Source organism: Terrirhizobium terrae (assembly GCF_030323265.1).
In the GTDB taxonomy this organism is placed as follows: domain Bacteria; phylum Pseudomonadota; class Alphaproteobacteria; order Rhizobiales; family Rhizobiaceae; genus Neorhizobium.
The window spans coordinates 1,951,403-1,967,147 of the sequence record NZ_CP104992.1 but is presented as its reverse complement, the minus strand read 5'-3'; the positions used below and the strand labels follow the sequence as shown (position 1 = coordinate 1,967,147).

Annotated in this window: 19 protein-coding genes and 2 pseudogenes; 13 read left to right on the top strand and 8 right to left on the bottom strand. The window is 61.6% G+C overall.

The window, feature by feature from the left end:
• Window positions 1-36 precede the first annotated feature (36 nt).
• A pseudogene (gene guaA, locus N7E02_RS17375) lies at window positions 37-1,613 on the top strand (glutamine-hydrolyzing GMP synthase).
• Window positions 1,614-1,703: 90 nt separating this feature from the next.
• Here the strand turns inward: guaA and N7E02_RS17370 are convergent.
• Window positions 1,704-2,489: an alpha/beta fold hydrolase gene (locus tag N7E02_RS17370; RefSeq protein ID WP_286583555.1), complete on the bottom strand. Its 786-nt coding sequence runs from the start codon at window positions 2,487-2,489 to the stop codon at window positions 1,704-1,706.
• Window positions 2,490-2,662: 173 nt separating this feature from the next.
• On the opposite strand from N7E02_RS17370, the gene N7E02_RS17365 reads away from it, so the two are divergent.
• From N7E02_RS17365 to N7E02_RS17355, 4 genes are all read left to right on the top strand, one after another.
• Window positions 2,663-3,148: a sigma factor gene (locus N7E02_RS17365; protein WP_286583553.1), complete on the top strand. Its 486-nt coding sequence runs from the start codon at window positions 2,663-2,665 to the stop codon at window positions 3,146-3,148.
• Window positions 3,085-3,228 carry a sigma factor-like helix-turn-helix DNA-binding protein gene (locus N7E02_RS29790; RefSeq protein WP_353622901.1) on the top strand — a complete coding sequence of 48 codons (144 nt, stop codon included), beginning with the start codon at window positions 3,085-3,087 and terminating at the stop codon, window positions 3,226-3,228. Before N7E02_RS17365 ends, N7E02_RS29790 begins: the two co-directional genes overlap by 64 nt.
• A 5-nt stretch (window positions 3,229-3,233) precedes the next feature.
• Entirely contained in the window at window positions 3,234-3,914 is a 681-nt protein-coding gene (locus N7E02_RS17360) for an NrsF family protein (RefSeq protein WP_286583551.1), read from the top strand.
• 184 nt (window positions 3,915-4,098) lie between these two features.
• On the top strand, window positions 4,099-4,689 hold the full coding sequence (locus tag N7E02_RS17355; protein ID WP_286583550.1) for a YqaA family protein: 591 nt from the start codon (window positions 4,099-4,101) through the stop codon (window positions 4,687-4,689).
• 3 nt (window positions 4,690-4,692) lie between these two features.
• Here N7E02_RS17355 and N7E02_RS17350 read toward each other — a convergent pair.
• Window positions 4,693-5,246: pseudogene (locus N7E02_RS17350) on the bottom strand (methylated-DNA--[protein]-cysteine S-methyltransferase).
• Between the two features lie 43 nt (window positions 5,247-5,289).
• Here N7E02_RS17350 and N7E02_RS17345 point away from each other — a divergent pair.
• Window positions 5,290-6,093: a 2'-5' RNA ligase family protein gene (locus N7E02_RS17345; protein ID WP_286583549.1), complete on the top strand. Its 804-nt coding sequence runs from the start codon at window positions 5,290-5,292 to the stop codon at window positions 6,091-6,093.
• 86 nt (window positions 6,094-6,179) lie between these two features.
• Here the strand turns inward: N7E02_RS17345 and N7E02_RS17340 are convergent, their stop codons facing one another.
• Window positions 6,180-6,344: a hypothetical protein gene (locus tag N7E02_RS17340; protein WP_286584125.1), complete on the bottom strand. Its 165-nt coding sequence runs from the start codon at window positions 6,342-6,344 to the stop codon at window positions 6,180-6,182.
• A gap of 181 nt (window positions 6,345-6,525) precedes the next feature.
• Here N7E02_RS17340 and N7E02_RS17335 point away from each other — a divergent pair, with 181 nt between their 5' ends.
• The 3 genes from N7E02_RS17335 (at window position 6,526) to N7E02_RS17325 (ending at window position 8,690) form a co-directional block, all read left to right on the top strand.
• Entirely contained in the window at window positions 6,526-6,879 is a 354-nt protein-coding gene (locus N7E02_RS17335; protein WP_286583548.1) for an ArsC family reductase, read from the top strand.
• 3 nt (window positions 6,880-6,882) lie between these two features.
• Complete coding sequence (ybaK, locus tag N7E02_RS17330) at window positions 6,883-7,356, top strand: Cys-tRNA(Pro) deacylase (RefSeq protein WP_286583547.1); 474 nt, start codon at window positions 6,883-6,885, stop codon at window positions 7,354-7,356.
• Window positions 7,357-7,436: 80 nt separating this feature from the next.
• Window positions 7,437-8,690: an aminopeptidase gene (locus N7E02_RS17325; protein ID WP_286583545.1), complete on the top strand. Its 1,254-nt coding sequence runs from the start codon at window positions 7,437-7,439 to the stop codon at window positions 8,688-8,690.
• 119 nt (window positions 8,691-8,809) lie between these two features.
• Here the strand turns inward: N7E02_RS17325 and N7E02_RS17320 are convergent, their stop codons facing one another.
• Window positions 8,810-9,148, bottom strand: coding sequence for a hypothetical protein (locus tag N7E02_RS17320; protein WP_286583544.1), 339 nt, complete (start codon window positions 9,146-9,148; stop codon window positions 8,810-8,812).
• 217 nt (window positions 9,149-9,365) lie between these two features.
• Here N7E02_RS17320 and N7E02_RS17315 point away from each other — a divergent pair, with 217 nt between their 5' ends.
• A complete protein-coding gene (locus N7E02_RS17315; RefSeq protein ID WP_286583542.1) occupies window positions 9,366-10,298 on the top strand; it encodes a cyclase family protein in 933 nt (310 codons plus the stop codon).
• A gap of 151 nt (window positions 10,299-10,449) precedes the next feature.
• Window positions 10,450-11,190 (top strand): AAA family ATPase, encoded by a 741-nt coding sequence (locus N7E02_RS17310; RefSeq protein ID WP_286583541.1) that lies wholly within the window; start codon window positions 10,450-10,452, stop codon window positions 11,188-11,190.
• Between the two features lie 62 nt (window positions 11,191-11,252).
• Here the strand turns inward: N7E02_RS17310 and xseA are convergent, their stop codons facing one another.
• Window positions 11,253-12,890: an exodeoxyribonuclease VII large subunit gene (xseA, locus tag N7E02_RS17305; protein WP_286583540.1), complete on the bottom strand. Its 1,638-nt coding sequence runs from the start codon at window positions 12,888-12,890 to the stop codon at window positions 11,253-11,255.
• A 166-nt stretch (window positions 12,891-13,056) separates the two neighbouring features.
• Here xseA and N7E02_RS17300 point away from each other — a divergent pair, with 166 nt between their 5' ends.
• Together N7E02_RS17300 and N7E02_RS17295 are read left to right on the top strand one after the other, a co-directional pair.
• Window positions 13,057-13,320 carry a spike base protein, RCAP_Rcc01079 family gene (locus N7E02_RS17300; RefSeq protein ID WP_286583539.1) on the top strand — a complete coding sequence of 88 codons (264 nt, stop codon included), beginning with the start codon at window positions 13,057-13,059 and terminating at the stop codon, window positions 13,318-13,320.
• A 223-nt stretch (window positions 13,321-13,543) separates the two neighbouring features.
• Window positions 13,544-13,771 (top strand): hypothetical protein, encoded by a 228-nt coding sequence (locus N7E02_RS17295; RefSeq protein ID WP_286583537.1) that lies wholly within the window; start codon window positions 13,544-13,546, stop codon window positions 13,769-13,771.
• A gap of 1 nt (window position 13,772) precedes the next feature.
• On the opposite strand, the gene N7E02_RS17290 is transcribed toward N7E02_RS17295, so the two are convergent.
• From N7E02_RS17290 to N7E02_RS17280, 3 genes are read right to left on the bottom strand one after another with little or no spacing between them, the layout of a single operon-like run.
• A complete protein-coding gene (locus N7E02_RS17290; protein ID WP_286583535.1) occupies window positions 13,773-14,372 on the bottom strand; it encodes a hypothetical protein in 600 nt (199 codons plus the stop codon).
• Complete coding sequence (locus N7E02_RS17285) at window positions 14,372-14,815, bottom strand: hypothetical protein (RefSeq protein WP_286583534.1); 444 nt, start codon at window positions 14,813-14,815, stop codon at window positions 14,372-14,374. The genes N7E02_RS17290 and N7E02_RS17285 overlap by 1 nt, the downstream gene beginning before the upstream one ends.
• Complete coding sequence (locus N7E02_RS17280; protein WP_286583533.1) at window positions 14,812-15,606, bottom strand: hypothetical protein; 795 nt, start codon at window positions 15,604-15,606, stop codon at window positions 14,812-14,814. Before N7E02_RS17280 ends, N7E02_RS17285 begins: the two co-directional genes overlap by 4 nt.
• Window positions 15,607-15,745: the final 139 nt, after the last annotated feature.

The following is a 15,745-nucleotide window of genomic DNA, read 5'->3' as shown; positions in this document are numbered from 1 at the left end:
GTTGCAAAAAACGCGAAGCTTCATTAAAGGCTCGCCATGACCCAGATAGCTCATCCCGACAGCATCCTCATCATCGATTTCGGCAGCCAGGTGACGCAGCTGATTGCGCGCCGTATCCGCGAGGCCGGGGTCTATTGCGAAATCCATCCGTTCCAGAGCGCTGCCGAAGCTTTTGACAAGCTGCAGCCCAAGGGCGTGATCTTCTCCGGCGGTCCGGCTTCGGTCACGACCGAAGGCAGCCCCCGCGCTCCGCAGGCGGTTTTCGATAGCGGCGTGCCGATCCTCGGCATCTGCTACGGCCAGCAGACGCTCTGCACCCAGCTCGGCGGTGTCGTCGAAGGTGGCCATGCAGCCGAATTCGGCCGTGCCGATGTGGAAGTGAAGAAGGCGAGCCCGCTGTTCGACGGGTTCTGGGAACAGGGCGGACGTTACCCCGTCTGGATGAGCCACGGCGACCGCGTCACGAAGCTTCCCGAAGGCTTCGAAGTCATCGCGACCTCGGAAAACGCACCCTTCGCGATCGCAGCCGACGAAAGCCGCCACTACTACACGACGATGTTCCACCCGGAAGTGGTGCATACGCCGGATGGCGCCAAGCTGCTTTCCAATTTCGTGCACAAGATCGTCGGCCTGAAATCCGACTGGACCATGGCTGCCTACCGCGCCGAAATGATCCGCAAGATCAAGGATCAGGTCGGCGACGAGCGCGTCATCTGCGGCCTGTCGGGCGGCGTCGATAGCTCCGTCGCGGCGATCCTCATCCATGAGGCGATCGGCGACCAGCTGACCTGCATCTATGTCGACCACGGCCTGATGCGCCAGGGCGAGACCGAACAGGTCGTCGGCATGTTCCGAGACCACTACAACATCCCGCTCGTGGCCGTTGACGCGTCCGACCTGTTCCTGACCCAGCTTGCCGGCGAAAGCGACCCGGAAGTGAAACGCAAGACGATCGGCCGCCTGTTCATCGAAGTGTTCGAGGCGGAAGCGGCAAAGATCGCCGCCGACGGCAAGGGCGCTCCGCGCTTCCTTGCGCAGGGCACGCTCTATCCGGACGTCATCGAAAGCGTCTCCTTCTCCGGCGGCCCGTCGGTGACGATCAAGAGCCACCACAATGTCGGCGGCCTGCCCGAGCGCATGAACATGCAGCTCGTCGAGCCGCTGCGCGAACTGTTCAAGGACGAAGTCCGCGCGCTCGGCCGCGAACTCGGCCTGCCGGAGAGCTTCATCGGCCGCCACCCTTCCCGGGTCCGGGCCTCGCCATCCGCTGCCCGGGCGGCGTCACCCGCGAAAAGCTCGACATCCTGCGCAAGGCGGATGCAATCTATCTCGACGAAATCCGCAAGGCCGGTCTCTACGATACGATCTGGCAGGCTTTCGCCGTGCTTCTGCCGGTCCAGACCGTAGGCGTGATGGGCGATTACCGCACCTATGACTTCGTCTGCGCATTGCGCGCCGTCACCTCGGTCGACGGCATGACGGCGGATTTCTATCCTTACGACATGAACTTCCTCGGCCGTGCGGCGACCCGCATCATCAACGAGGTCCGCGGCATCAACCGCGTCGTCTACGACGTCACGTCGAAGCCGCCCGGCACGATCGAGTGGGAATGATCCCCGACATCGCCTGACGGGCTGATCCACATTGAAGTGCGGCGGGACTTATGCTCCGCCGCATTTTTCGTTTCAGGGCAATGATTGCCCTTACTTCTTCTTGCCGGCAGCTTCCAGAATCAGATCAGCGATCTTCTTCGGATGGGAGACCAGCGACAGGTGGCCAGAATCGAGCTCGACGGTCTTGGCATCCATGCGCTTGGCGAGAAACCGCTCCAGATCGGGTGACGTCGTCTGGTCGTTCTTGGAGACGGCATAGAAGGACGGCTTGTCGTGCCAGGCAGCTGCCGTGGTCTTGCCGGCAAACAGCGTCGAGGCGATCGGCTGCTGCACGGCATAGAGGACTTCCGCCTTCTTCTTCGGCACGCCATTGGCGAAATGATCGATGAAGGCCTTTTCGCCGATCACCTGGTATCCATCATGGGTTTCGACGCCGGCACGCACCGGCATGGTCGGAAACTTCTTCGACAGTTCGGTGAAATCCTCGCCCGCATCCGGCGCGCGGGCGGCGACATAGACCAACGCGCTGACCTTCGGATCGACGCCCGCCTCACTGATGACGGTGCCGGCATAGGAATGACCGACAAGCACGGTCGGGCCGTCCTGAAGCGCAAGCGCCCGCTTGGTGGCGGCGACGTCGTCTTCGACCGAGGTGAGCGGGTTCTGCACCGACGTGACCTTCAGGCCCGCGGCCTGGAGATAAGGAATGACTTCCGACCAGCTGGACCCATCGGCCCATGCGCCGTGAACGAGAACCACATTTTTGGCCTGCTCGACCGGCGCCTTCTGGTCCGAGGTTTGGGCGAAGGCCGGTGCGGCGGTGGCGGCAACCATTGTGCCGGCTGCAAGCAGGATGGTGGCAACGAAATTCTTCATCGTCTTAGCTCCTTTTCGTGATGAAGCACGCGCTTCACCGGAGTCTTTCGAACCGATGCGGGCCGATGTTACATGGCCGCCGCACGCCGTGCCGTTTTCTTCGCCGGATGAAACGGACAAGATTTTTTCCGTCGCCGCGTAACATCCTCCCTTCTCCAATCGAATGAGACATCATGAATACGCGCGAGCAATCATGGGCGAAGGCGATGTGTGCCGAACGCAGGGGCGAACGTCTTGTCTACGAAACATTCCTGCGGGAATTCGCCGTCTCTTTGCGCCACATCGCCCGAGCGCGGCTCGCCCGCCTGCATCTCAGCGCCGCCGAGGCGGAGGATGTGGTGCAGGACGTGCTGATTGCCGTGCACTCCAAGCGTGACCAATGGGACCCTTCACGTCCGCTGATGCCGTGGCTGAACGCCATTACGCGCTACAAGATGATCGACACGGCCCGACGGCTGCGACGGGACGTGCGCCTGCGGATCGAACTGACCGACGATGAATGGTCCGACCTGTCAGGATCGGACGGCACCGATCCCGTGCACAACGCTGCCGATGTCGAACGGATGATTTCGGCTCTCCCTCGGGCCAGCAGTCGGTGGTGCGGGCAATCGGCCTTGATGGCGCATCGCCTCGGGAAGCGGCGTCACAGCTGGGCATGAGCGAGGGTGCCGTACGGGTCGCATTCCATCGGTCGCTCAAGACATTGATGGCCGCCGCCCATAAGAGATTTGAAGGATGACACAGATGAAAACCGCCACTGCCTCCAATCTGATCAATCCGACCACAGACGACCTGATCCGCACACTGGCCGACGAAGCCGGCGGAACTCCTATTGCCCGTGGGCTGTTCGAGCGCCTGTCATTCCGCCTGGCCCTGCCCGTCAGCATCGTGATCGCCCTGCTCTGCGCATTTGCCGTCGTGGCGCTGGTGATCGGCCCGCGCCCGGAACTCATCGACATGGCCCTCACCTGGACCTTCCAGTTCAAGGTGCTGGCCATGCTGCTTCTGGCCGGCGGCGCAGGCCTTCTTGTCCGGAATGCCGCCATACCCGGACTGTCTACCGCACCGGTCAAGGCGCTTTTGCCGGCCACGCTCTTCCTGCTGGTCGGCCTCGCCTTCGATCCTTCAGGATTTCCGCTCACCGGCGCAAGAACACTGTCCATCCCCAATTGCGTGTCTGCGATCGTGCTTGCATCCCTGCCCGCGCTGTTGCTGCTGCTTTCCGCGATCCGTCGCGGCGCTCCCACACGGCCGATCCGCGCCGGAGCGCTGGTAGGACTGCTTGCAGGCTCGCTCGGAGGGCTCGCCTATACGATCGCCTGCGTCAATGACGGCGCAGCCTTCGTGGCGATCTGGTACACGCTGGCGGTTGCCATCGTCTCCGCGATCGGCGCCATGGTTGGCGGCCGGCTGTTGTCCTGGTAGCCGGCCGAAGTAGCGCCGAGGCTGCGGACAGCGCAACATCTGAGACACAGTTTACGCCGATCCGCTTTCTTTCCTCCCACGAACGATGACGTCGATCTCATTGCCGCCATAAACGGAGACAGGAATGCGTGGCGCTGTGCAAGACGATCGCGCCAGCCATTGATATTGTTCGGATAAACTCTCCATGCATCGTAGCCTCTACAACTGGACCATGGCGCTCAGCGCCCGCAAATCTGCGGAAATCTGGCTCGCCGTCATCGCCTTCGTGGAAAGCTCGATCTTCCTGATTCCCGCCGACGTGCTGTTTCTGCCGATGGCGCTGGCAAAACCGGAACGGGCCTGGCGTTATGCGATTATCGCAACAACCTTTTCCGTGCTGGGCGGCATTGCCGGCTGGTGGATAGGCTCCTTCGCCTTCGATGCGGTGGCAGTGCCCATCCTGGAATTCTGGGGCAAGCTCGACACGTTCAACGAACTCAAGGACGGCATCACCTACGAGACGATCCTGCTGATGCTGGTGACCTCGGGCTTCGCGCATCTGCCGCCGATCAAGGTCGTCACCATCCTGTCGGGCGCCGTGCATGTAAACCTCTGGCTCTTCGCCGTCTCAGCACTGGTGACGCGCGGCGCGCGCTTCCTGCTGCTCGCATGGCTGTTGCGCCGCTACGGCGAGGATATTCGTCATTTCATCGAGAAGCGACTCGGCAAGCTTGCGATGATCGGCGCGGTCGTGGTGATTGCGGCCTATGCGATCTATAAGCTCGTTCTGCACTAGTTCTTAGAACAACGACTGTTGCGCCGGCTCGGCAGCAGCGAGCACGACACCTTCCAGTTCCAGCATCCGGGCCTTGGATGTCGAACCGCCGGGTGCCGAAAAGCCGCCGATCTTGCCGCCTGCTGCCAGTACCCGGTGGCAGGGAATGATCAGTGCCACGGGGTTCTTCGCCATCGCCTGGCCGACATCGCGCGCCGCCTCCGGTCCGGCGCCGAGTTCCTTGGCGATCGTTCCATAGGTCGTCGTATGCCCCCAGCCGATGCGCCGGGCGGCCGTGTAAATATTCCGGAAGAAATCGTCCTGGTCGGCGAGATCGAGGCGGATGTCGGAAAAATCGATCTGTTCCCCGCAAAGTAGCGTTTCACGCGATCGATAACCTGCTGGATCCCGGCAGGAGGAGTAGCCTTTACAGCGTCCGGCACGCGGCGGAGAAGAAGGTTTTCGGTGGAATGGGCACTGCCTGTGGGCAGCTGGAAGCGGACGATGCCGGCCTCGCTCCAGGCGATGCCGCAAAAGCCGCCATCTGTTTCGAACACGGTGTAACGATGCTCAGCCATGATGTGCCTCCGCAAATGAGATGATCCGAAAATCGCGCTTCGCGTGGGCACAATCAACCCGTTTCTTGCGAGTGCGATCGGTTGCACAAGCAAGATTTTCGTTCACTTTTTGTTCTTTATCATTTCCCATGCCAGGAGTACACTCCCCGGCCAGACCATTGGAAATCTGCATCCATGGGAGTCCGAGATGTTGGAGTACCGGCAAACATCATTCCCCTTGTCGGAAGACGAACGAAGAATATCGAGACACCGCAACCAACGAGGCAGACGCCCGAGCGAGCTGTTTTTCGCGCTGAAGCCCGATCCCCAGCTCTCCCATGCCATGCATGACGCGGCATCAAGCCATGCGCAGAGCTACGGCAAAGGCGAGCCTCATCCGCCGCATCTGCTGCATGTCAGCCTGCTGAATGTCGGATATTACGATGAGCCGCCTTATGCGCTGGCGACGCAAATAAGGGATGCCGTCGACAGCCTTGCAGCTCGCCCGGTGCATGTGACGCTGGATCGCAGCGCGCTCTATGGAAACAACCAGCATCTGGTGCTGGCGAGCAGCCGGAAAAATCCGGATCTTCAGGCATTCGTGCGGAAACTGCACATCACGCTGACGAGGCACAACCTGCCGCGCGCTCCGCTCAAATCCGTCTCACCGCATGTCACGCTGATCTACGGGTATCGCGCGAAAGAACTGCTGACTATGGAGAAGAATTACATCTGGCTGTCGCGCGATTTCTCGCTCATCTACAGCCATAATGGTGAAACCCACCATGAGGAATTGGGCCGGTGGCGCCTTGATGTCGACGCCGTCCCCTATCCCTTGCCGCCGGAGCAATTGCGTCTTTTCAAATGACGCTACAATATCCGACGGCTTCCCGCCTCAACCCAAGGCTGCCATTCGATAACGGCGGCCGGGCATGCGGGAAAGTCTCAAGCCGATTAGCCGATGCGCTCGAAAGCCTTCGGGTCGATGCCGAGCGTGTTGAGGTCGCGGTTGCGCGGGCGACGGCCGTTTTCAACGGCTGCGGATGCGGAAACAGCGGCGCCGAAAATGGCGAATGCGCGGCTGAAACGGTTACCACGGTTGCTGTTCTGGACGGACATGATCAACTCCTTTGTTGTTGACTGATATATGATTTAGAGCCGCCCCTTGCACAACGCATAAGCCGACAGGGCAGCCATGCAGTTTTGGCACGCCATGATTTGACCCTGCACAAATTGTTGCCAGACGGGATGTGCTATTGCTATCGCTTCGCCACACGAGAGAAACCCTGAGGACCACGGAATGGCGATCACCATCTACGGCATCAAGAACTGCGACACGATGAAGAAAGCCCGCACCTGGCTGGACCAGAAGGGCATCGATTACACGTTCCACGACTACAAGGCTTCGGGCATCGATCGCGCCCACCTGGAAGCCTGGACCGAGGAGATGGGCTGGGAGACCGTTCTCAACCGTGCTGGAACCACCTTCAAGAAACTCGACGAGGCGGACCGCGCAAATGTCGATCGTGCGAAGGCAATCGAGCTGATGCTCGCCCAGCCGTCGATGATCAAGCGCCCGGTGCTTGAGGCAAACGGCGCGCTGGTCATCGGCTTCAAGCCGGAACTCTATGAAGCCGCGTTTTCGGTTGCCTGAACCATGTCGAAGACCACCCGCGCCACGCAGACGCTCGACCGGCTGAAAATCGCCTTCACCACCGTCACCTATGAATACGATCCGAATGCGGACCGGATCGGGCTGCAGGCGGCGGAGGCGATCGGCGAAGATCCTCGGCGGGTGCTGAAGACGCTGATGGCCGAGGTGGATGGTAAGCCGGTCTGCGTCGTGGTGCCGTCCGACCGGGAAGTGTCGATGAAAAAGCTCGCCTCGGCGTTCGGCGGCAAATCGGCCAGCATGATGAAGCCTGCCGATGCCGAGCGGCTGACGGGATACCATGTCGGCGGCATCAGCCCGTTCGGTCAGAAGAAGCTGGTGCCGACCGCAATCGAGATCACCGCACTCGACGAGAGCCATGTCTTCATCAATGGCGGGCAGCGCGGATTGCAAATCCGGCTGGCGCCCATGGATGCGAAGGATGCGCTGAAAGCAGTGGCTGCACCGCTGGTTGCCTGACGAAACAATACGGCCGCACTTCAATTTCGCCCAAAAGCTCTCTAAGTCTGGTTCACGCACGACATCAGAGAGGCAAGCCCATGACCATCGTTCCGAATTTCCAGACCGCCATAGATCCCGCCAAGCTCGAGAAGCTGGGAGAAGTCGCGGTGAAGGTGGGGCTCGGGCTGGAAAAGGGCCAGGACCTCGTGATCACCGCTCCGGTCGCTGCCCTGCCGCTCGTCCGCTTCATCACCAAGCACGCCTATATGGCGGGTGCCGGCCTCGTCTCGGCCTTCTATTCGGACGAGGAAACGACGCTCGCGCGCTACCGGCATGCGCCGGATGCGAGCTTCGACAAGGCTTCGAACTGGCTCTACGAGGGCATGGCGAAGGCGTATGAGAATGGCGCCGCGCGCCTGGCGATCGCCGGTGACAACCCGATGCTGCTCGCCGAGCAGGACCCGGCCAAGGTCGCCCGCGCCAATAAGGCCAATTCGATGGCCTACAAGCCGGCGCTCGAAAAGATCGCCAATTTCGACATCAACTGGAACATCGTCTCCTATCCCAACCCGTCCTGGGCAAGACAGGTCTTCCCCGACCTGCCGGAAGAGGCGGCTGTCGCTAAGCTGGCGGAAGCGATCTTCGCCGCCTCACGCGTCGATGTCGCCGATCCGGTCGCGGCCTGGGCTGAACACAATGCCAACCTGAAGAAGCGCTCGACCTGGCTGAACGGCGAGCGTTTTTCTGCGCTGCATTTCACTGGTCCCGGCACCGACCTGACGGTCGGGCTTGCCGACGGGCACGAATGGCATGGCGGCGCCTCGACGGCGAAGAACGGCATTACCTGCAATCCCAATATCCCGACCGAGGAAGTCTTCACCACGCCGCATGCGCTGAAGGTCGAAGGCCATGTGTCGAGCACCAAGCCGCTGTCACACCAGGGCACACTGATCGACAATATCCAGGTGCGTTTCGAGGGCGGCCGGATCGTCGAGGCGAAGGCTTCGAAGGGCGAGGAAGTCTTGAACAAGGTGCTGGATACGGACGAAGGCGCGCGCCGCCTCGGCGAAGTGGCGCTGGTGCCGCATTCCTCGCCGATCTCGGCAAGCGGCATCCTGTTCTACAACACGCTGTTCGACGAAAACGCCTCCTGCCACATCGCGCTCGGCCAGTGCTATTCGAAATGCTTCCTCGATGGCGCTTCGCTGTCGCCGGAGCAGATCAAGGCGCAGGGCGGCAATTCCTCGCTCATCCATATCGACTGGATGATCGGCTCCAACCAGGTCGATATCGACGGCGTGCGCGCCGACGGCAGCAAGGTGCCGGTCATGCGCAAGGGCGAGTGGGCTTAAAGCAATTCCAGCAAAAGTGGGAACCGGTTTTGCGTCCGGAATCGCGTAGAAACAAATAAATGGAGCATTCCCGCTTTTCGAAGAAGGGGAATGCTCCAGACTCACTCAGTCCGCTTTTTTCAGCGGTAATAGACGACCTTGCCGCCATTGCCGGCGGTTTCGACGCGAAGGACATTGTGGAGCGCGATGCCGCGAATGGCGAGCGCCTGCTGGAGCTGCGGGCTACGGCTCGCCTCAGCCTGCGCGGCGCGTATCGTCACACTGTTGGCCGAGCGCGGCGTGCGCTGATAGCCGTCGCCCTGGCCGTAGATCGGCGCGACCTGAATGGCGATGACGTTGTCGTCATAGGCCTTGCCGAAGATGATTTCCGAAGCGCGCGACTGCTCTGCGAGGGCAGCGCCTGAACCCGCGACGGTTGCTGCAAGAATGGCAAGCGAAGTGGCAAGAGCCTTTTTCATTGTTCTGTTCTCCGTTGCGCGCAGTGCAAAAGATCCTGTCTCAGCCTCTTTCAATGCGCCTTACCTATTACATAGGCATCCGGCGGCAGCTTTAAACGCCTTACAGCGGTAAGCGTTATCAAGATTGACCGCCTGCCGCGGAGAACGGAGACTGCGCGCTTCGGCAAGTTAATTTGCCGGCTAATGCCGACCCATCCATTTCAAGAAGGGATACAGCATGCTTGCTATTCCGCGCATAACGATACTTTCCGCATTTCTCGCAATCGCCGCAGCAGCTCCGGCCGCAGCCGAAGAGCCCGGCCTCTGGAGCGTCTATAATGACAGCCTCAAGGGCGCCAAATATGTCGACCTCACCCATACGATCACGCCGAACATCCCGGTCTGGGCCGGTTTTGCCAGCCCGACCTTCGGTCAGTCTTCCGCCGCCCGCGATCTCGAGGGTTTTGCCAAGAAAGGCGATACCTTTACCTACGAGACCCATGGCGTTGCGGCCTCGACCTACAACCTCACCACCGACCAGCTCGGCACGCAGCTCGATCCGCCGGCCCATTGGGCGCCTGAATATCCGGCGATCGACGAACTGCCGGCGACCTATGCGGTGCGACCGCTGGTGGTCATCAATATCGAGGACAAGGTGAAGTCCGATGCCGGCTATCACCTGCAGGTCGCCGATATCACCGAATTCGAGGCCAGACATGGCCGGATACCGGAAGGCTCGGTCGTCTTCGTCCGCTCCGGCTGGTCGAAGACTTGGCCCGACCCGGCGCTTGCCACAACGAGGTCCTTTCCGGGCGTCGGCCTGGAAGCGCTGAAATTCCTGCATTTGGAGCGCAAAATCCTGTTCCATGGCCATGAGCCCCTCGACACCGATACAACGCCGACGCTGGAGGGCGAACACTGGCTGATGCACAACGGCTATGCCCAGGCGGAAGGCGTCGCCAATCTGGACAAGGTGCCGGAAACCGGCGCGCTGGTGGCGATCGGCTATCCGAAATTCGGCGGTGGCGTGGGCGGTTATGCGCGCTACATCGCCATATGCCCGCCGGACTGGCAGCATGGCGTGGCGATCGGCTCGATCCCCGAAGCGCCGCTGCAGAAGTTCGACAAGCCCCTGCATTTCGATGAACAGGCCGGCATGCGCGTTCGCTAATCTATCGAAATATACAGGCCGCGCTCGCCCCGGCAAGCGCGGCGCAAGCTTGTTCGTCAAGCATCCGCAAATCATCATGATGGAAGCGGATAAGAAAAAGCCAAGTTAAACGGCTTTCCTCCGTGATGCTTATTCTCGAACGGAGGTTTCCATGCCAGTTATTACATTTGCGAATACGAAGGGCGGCGCAGGCAAGACGACGATGGCGCTTGTCACGGCCGGAGAATTAGCCAAAAGAGGCTTTCGCGTCGCCATGCTCGACGCCGATCCGCAGCAGTGGGTTTCCCGCTGGATGACACGGATGGCGAAAATGCCGAAATTCTCGATCGTCGCCAATGTCGATGCCGAGAATATCGAGCAGACGATCAAGGATCTGAAGAAGAAGACCGACTATATTGTTGTCGACCTGCCCTGTGGTCTCGGCGCGTTGCTTGCCAAGGGCCTTGGCCTGTCGGATCATGTCTTCGTTCCGGTCCAGGGCTGCGCGCTGGATGCCGCAGGCGGCGCCCAGGTTCTCGATATCCTGAAGAAGCTCGACAGCGAGTGCGACATCCGCATTCCGCATTCCGTGGCGCTGACGCGGGTCAGCTCGATCATCACCACGCGGGCGCTTCTCGCCGTCAAGGGCATGCTCGCACAGCAGGGCGTCGATGTGCTGAATGTGCCGCTGATCGAGCGCGCCGCCTATCGCGACATGTTCGACGCCGGTACGCTGATCGATGCGCTCGATCCGGAAGCCGTCAGCAATCTTGCCAAGGCGCAGGAGAACGCCCGCCTGCTGGTCGATGAAATCGCCCGGCTGGTGCCGGTTGCGGTCAAGGTACCCCGCGCAAAAGCACCGGCTGCCAAGGCAGCGGCGCCGCGCAAGGTCGCCACGAAGAAGGCGGCCTGATCAGACGAAGCCGGCTGGAGCCTTCGGGCTCCGGCCTCTACGCCCGAATACCGGAACAGGCGCTAGAACAGGCTGCCCTGTTTCGGTGGCTCGGACGAGACTTCCGGCTTCGGCGCCTTCCGTTTCGGCGAGGCGGGCGTCGGCCCGGAGACCGGAGCGGAAACGGGGACAGGCGCGGGATCGGTCGGAGCGCCGCCCTCACCCGCCACGGCCGAAACGCGGCCATCGGCGAACTGGATCGACAGGGCACTGCCCTCGGCCACACCGGCCGCGCGGGTCAGAGGGCGCTCATTGGCGTCGCGCACCACGGCATAACCACGCTTCAGAACATTCATGTAGGACAGGGACTGCAGCACGCGATCCTGGCCCGCAAGCGCCGAACGGCTGCGCGACAGTGTGTGGCTTATCGCTGTATCCGCGTGGCGCATGAGTGACGCGAGATGCTGGCCTTCCCGCTGCAACTGGCTCGTCAGCCGCGCCGGCAGCGTTTTCAGCGATGCGTCCAGACGAGCGACCCGCCCGCGCTCGCTCAGCAATTGCCGTTCCACGCAACGGTCGGCGCGTGACAGACGATCGGTGAGCGCCTGACGCTGCTGGCCGAGACGGTTGGTCAGTAGATCGAGCCGCAAACCGGCTGACGCACGCTCGAAGGAGCGGCGCTTGACGATGGTCGTGCGTTCCAGACCGCGGCCGAGCCCTAGTGCCGCCTCGTCGAAACGGCGGCGCGGCAGGGCGAGCAGCTGATCGAGCGACGGAAGCGCGCGGACAAGCGCCCGCACGGCCTGGCGGCGATGGTCCATCTGGCGCGAGGCGCTGCCGCGCAGGCGCGCTGCAAGGCCGGCGATCTGGGCATCGAGATCGGCCTTGACCGGCACCGCCATTTCGGCGGCTCCGGTCGGTGTCGGCGCGCGCATGTCGGCGGCATGGTCGATCAGCGTCCAGTCGGTCTCGTGGCCGACAGCCGAGATCAGCGGGATCGCGCTTTCGGCTGCGGCACGCACGACGATCTCGTCGTTGAAGCTCCAGAGGTCTTCGAGACTGCCGCCGCCGCGGGCGACGATCAGCACGTCCGGTCGCGGCGCCGGGCCATCCGGCGCAAAAGCATTGAACCCGCGAATTGCTGCCGCGACCTCCTCACCCGAGCCCTCACCCTGAACCTTGACCGGCCAGACGATGACATGGACGGGAAAACGATCGGTGATGCGGTGCAGGATATCGCGGATGACGGCACCGGTCGGCGAGGTCACGACGCCAATGACGCGCGGCAGATAGGGCAGCGGGCGCTTGCGCTCCTGGTCGAACAGCCCTTCGGCGGCCAGCTTGCGGCGGCGCTCTTCCAGAAGCGCCATCAGCGCGCCGGCACCGGCCGGCTCGAGGTTTTCGATGACGATCTGGTATTTGGATGAGCCCGGGAAGGTCGTCACCTTGCCGGTGGCGATAACCTCCATGCCCTCTTCCGGCCGGAATCTGAGGCGCGAAAACGTGCCCTTCCAGACCACGGCATCGATGCGCGCCCGGTCGTCCTTGAGGCTGAAATAGGCGTGGCCGGAGGAATGCGGACCGCGATAACCGGAAATTTCGCCCCTCACCCGCACATGGTCGAAGGCGTTCTCGACGGTACGTTTGATCGAGCCGGAAAGCTCCGACACCGAAAATTCGGTCAGGTTGCTGGGCGTGTCGGTGTCGAACATGCTGGCCATGCTTCCTTCTAACCCATCGACAAGCGGATTTCACCCGGCAGTACCGCGATTGATGTGGACGGTCAGCGCGAAAAGCCAAGTCGCATCAAGGGATGATGGCCGGATTCGTCCCCCTCTTCAGAAGGCGCGAAATAATTCCGGCCAGTCACAACCAGGAGACCACGCCATGACCGACCGTTTTGCCAATACCCAGTCTTCCCTTTCCAGCCCGGCCTCCGGTGGTACCGCTGTTCTACCGGATGACGACAATCTGTTGCCTGAAACAAGCCGAGCCCTTTACGTCGGCGCGGGCGGTTCGCTGCGCGTGCAAATGCTTTCGGGCGAAACCCTTGATTTTACGAGCGTTCCGACCGGCGCCCTGCTGCCCCTCAGAGTTACCCAGGTTTTTGCGACAGGCACGACGGCCCGCAATATCGTGGCGCTATTCTAACGAATTCTTTCAATTCGTCACAAAACGTGGAACCGAACGAAAGGTCGCCACGTTCCCTTCCCCGTGGAGGATAAGACTTAGGTCCGAAACGACCGGGCTTAAGTCTTAACAGCGAATGGAAAATCGTAGCGATTTTGCTCACCCGCCGTTAGGCATGCTGCTCAAGCATTCTTTAGAGGGTGTCGGGATATACGGTCTCCGTCGCAAAGGAAGGAGACAAGCCGTGATAATCTTGACGGCAGCAGCAATCGGTTTACTGGCAGGCCTGAGCCGCAACATCGTAACGGTGATCACGGCCGGAATTCTCATTTTTGCGACGTTTGTCGGAGCATCCCTTTTCAGCGGCTCCGCATCCTACATGGATCTTGTTTTTGCGATCCTGGGCTTTAACGCGGGCCTTATCAACCTTGTCATCGCCACCGCGTTTGTTGACCGGGCTCGGCACGCCTGACCTAATTCGACGCATCGGCGTTAACGCGATAGAGCCGCAGGCCCGCGCGCTCGTCGCCGACTGGTACAAGATAGGCAGGGACTTCGCCCCTCACCAAGGCGGCATAGAGGCCGTCCTTTTTCAGCCCTATCAGTTGCGACGTGCTCGGATCGCCCTTGCAGAAGGCGACGATCGTAACTCCCGCGCCCTTGATGAATGCCAGAGCTTCATCCGGCTTCGCCATGCCGATATGAAGCTCGGTGAGCATGCCACCCTGGTTGCGGTGGTAGGGGGCAGCAAGAACCCGATGCGCGGTAAAGCGCAATATTTCGGCACCGCTGTTTGAAGGCGAGACCACGATACCGGGCGGCAGAGCACGCAAGGCCTCGGCGCTCTGCGCGATATCGCATTCGCCGTCTTCCCCCGCGTTGATGCCGGAAACCGTCCTGATATCGACGGAACTTATCCCGAGATCCCATACCGCGCCGGAGAGACCCCAGACGGCCGGAACGGAAGCGAGGGTTGCGGCGACGAAACCGATGGACGCTGGAATGTCCTTGGCATTGTCTCGTACCCGCTGCTGAAGATCGGCGATCAACAGGGCAAGCGGCGGAATGCTCATCAGGTTGGCAAAAAGGATCCGCGGAGCTGAACGAGCGAGATCGCCCAGCTTGCCCCGACAAGCGCCAGGAAAAGGAGATGAAGCCCACGCTTTCTGCCCTGCGAGATACGGACGACGCAAACGACGATGGCGAAAAGGCCCACCGCGTAGAAGCCGCCGAGCATATAAGGCTCCGTCCTGAACTCGCCGACGATGGAACGAGCTTCGCTGACCTGGCGCAGCCAGAGCTCGACAAGCATCGGATCGAGGCTGGCCAGCGGCGAGCCGAGGCATTGCGGGGCAACGATAACCGCCACGGCGGCGAGGATCGCACCCAGCACAACGGATGCAGCCACGCGACCGGCAATGCCGACGCCGGCGGGGATATAGGTCAGCCCGAAAAGCCCGGCCCCGCCGATCGCTGCGAGCGAATAGAAGCCGAACGAGAGATTGTCGCAGGTCACGGCCGCATAGGCTTGCGGAGGCACGGTGGCGAAAAAGGCCGCGCTGATGGCGAGCGCCAGCGACAGACCGAAGGCGCGCGCCCCGCGGGCGAACGCCTCCCCTGCCAGAGCCAGCGTGCCGCGACGCAGAAACATGCGACGGCGACGAAGGGCACGGTCTCCGCGCCGATCGCGATCGCCAGCGCTGCGCCGATGCCGGCGCCCGCATGGTCCCGTGCCCTGCCTTCACGATCGGCAAGAAAGGCCGCGATCAGCATGGCGAGCGCCAACTGGACATTGTGATGATCAAGCGCGCCGGGAGAGAATTTTCCGCAGGTGAAGATGAAGAGCGCGCCGAGCCCCATGGCGATATGCATGACCCGGGAGCCGCCGAAGCGCAGTCCCGCCAGACCGAGCGCGACAAAGAGCGGGCCGGCCGTGATCAGCGGCCAGAGCGTGGCCGCAACATTTTCCGCCGTCTCTATCGGTAGGAACAGCGAAAAGAACCGGACGAGAAGGCCGATCGGCGCATCGATGAAACGCGACCAATGCATCAGGGTGCCGCCATCGAGACCCAGCCGGTACTGCATCATGTCGAACCAGCCCTGGCCCGCCAGCCAGTCGCGAACCTCGACGAGACGCATGACGTCGTCATTGTCGGGGCCGATATAATCCTTCGTATTCGGCAGATTGAACGCGGCCAGTGCCAGGGCCGTAACCAGCCAGTAAAGCATCGACGCAGGCAGTAGCCTGGACAGGCGCGGATGGCTGGAGGTCTCCTGTTCCGGCCGGGACACTTGCTCTGCCATCATGTCTGTCATTCTGTTCGTTTGTGCTGGCTGTTCGTTTTGTGCCGGCTGGATGTGTCGCAAACCTAAACTTAACCTTCCCAAGAAATAGTAAAGCGGTCAGGGCGGGCCGTTATTGCCCTGGGTTTTCCGTGTACCGAGT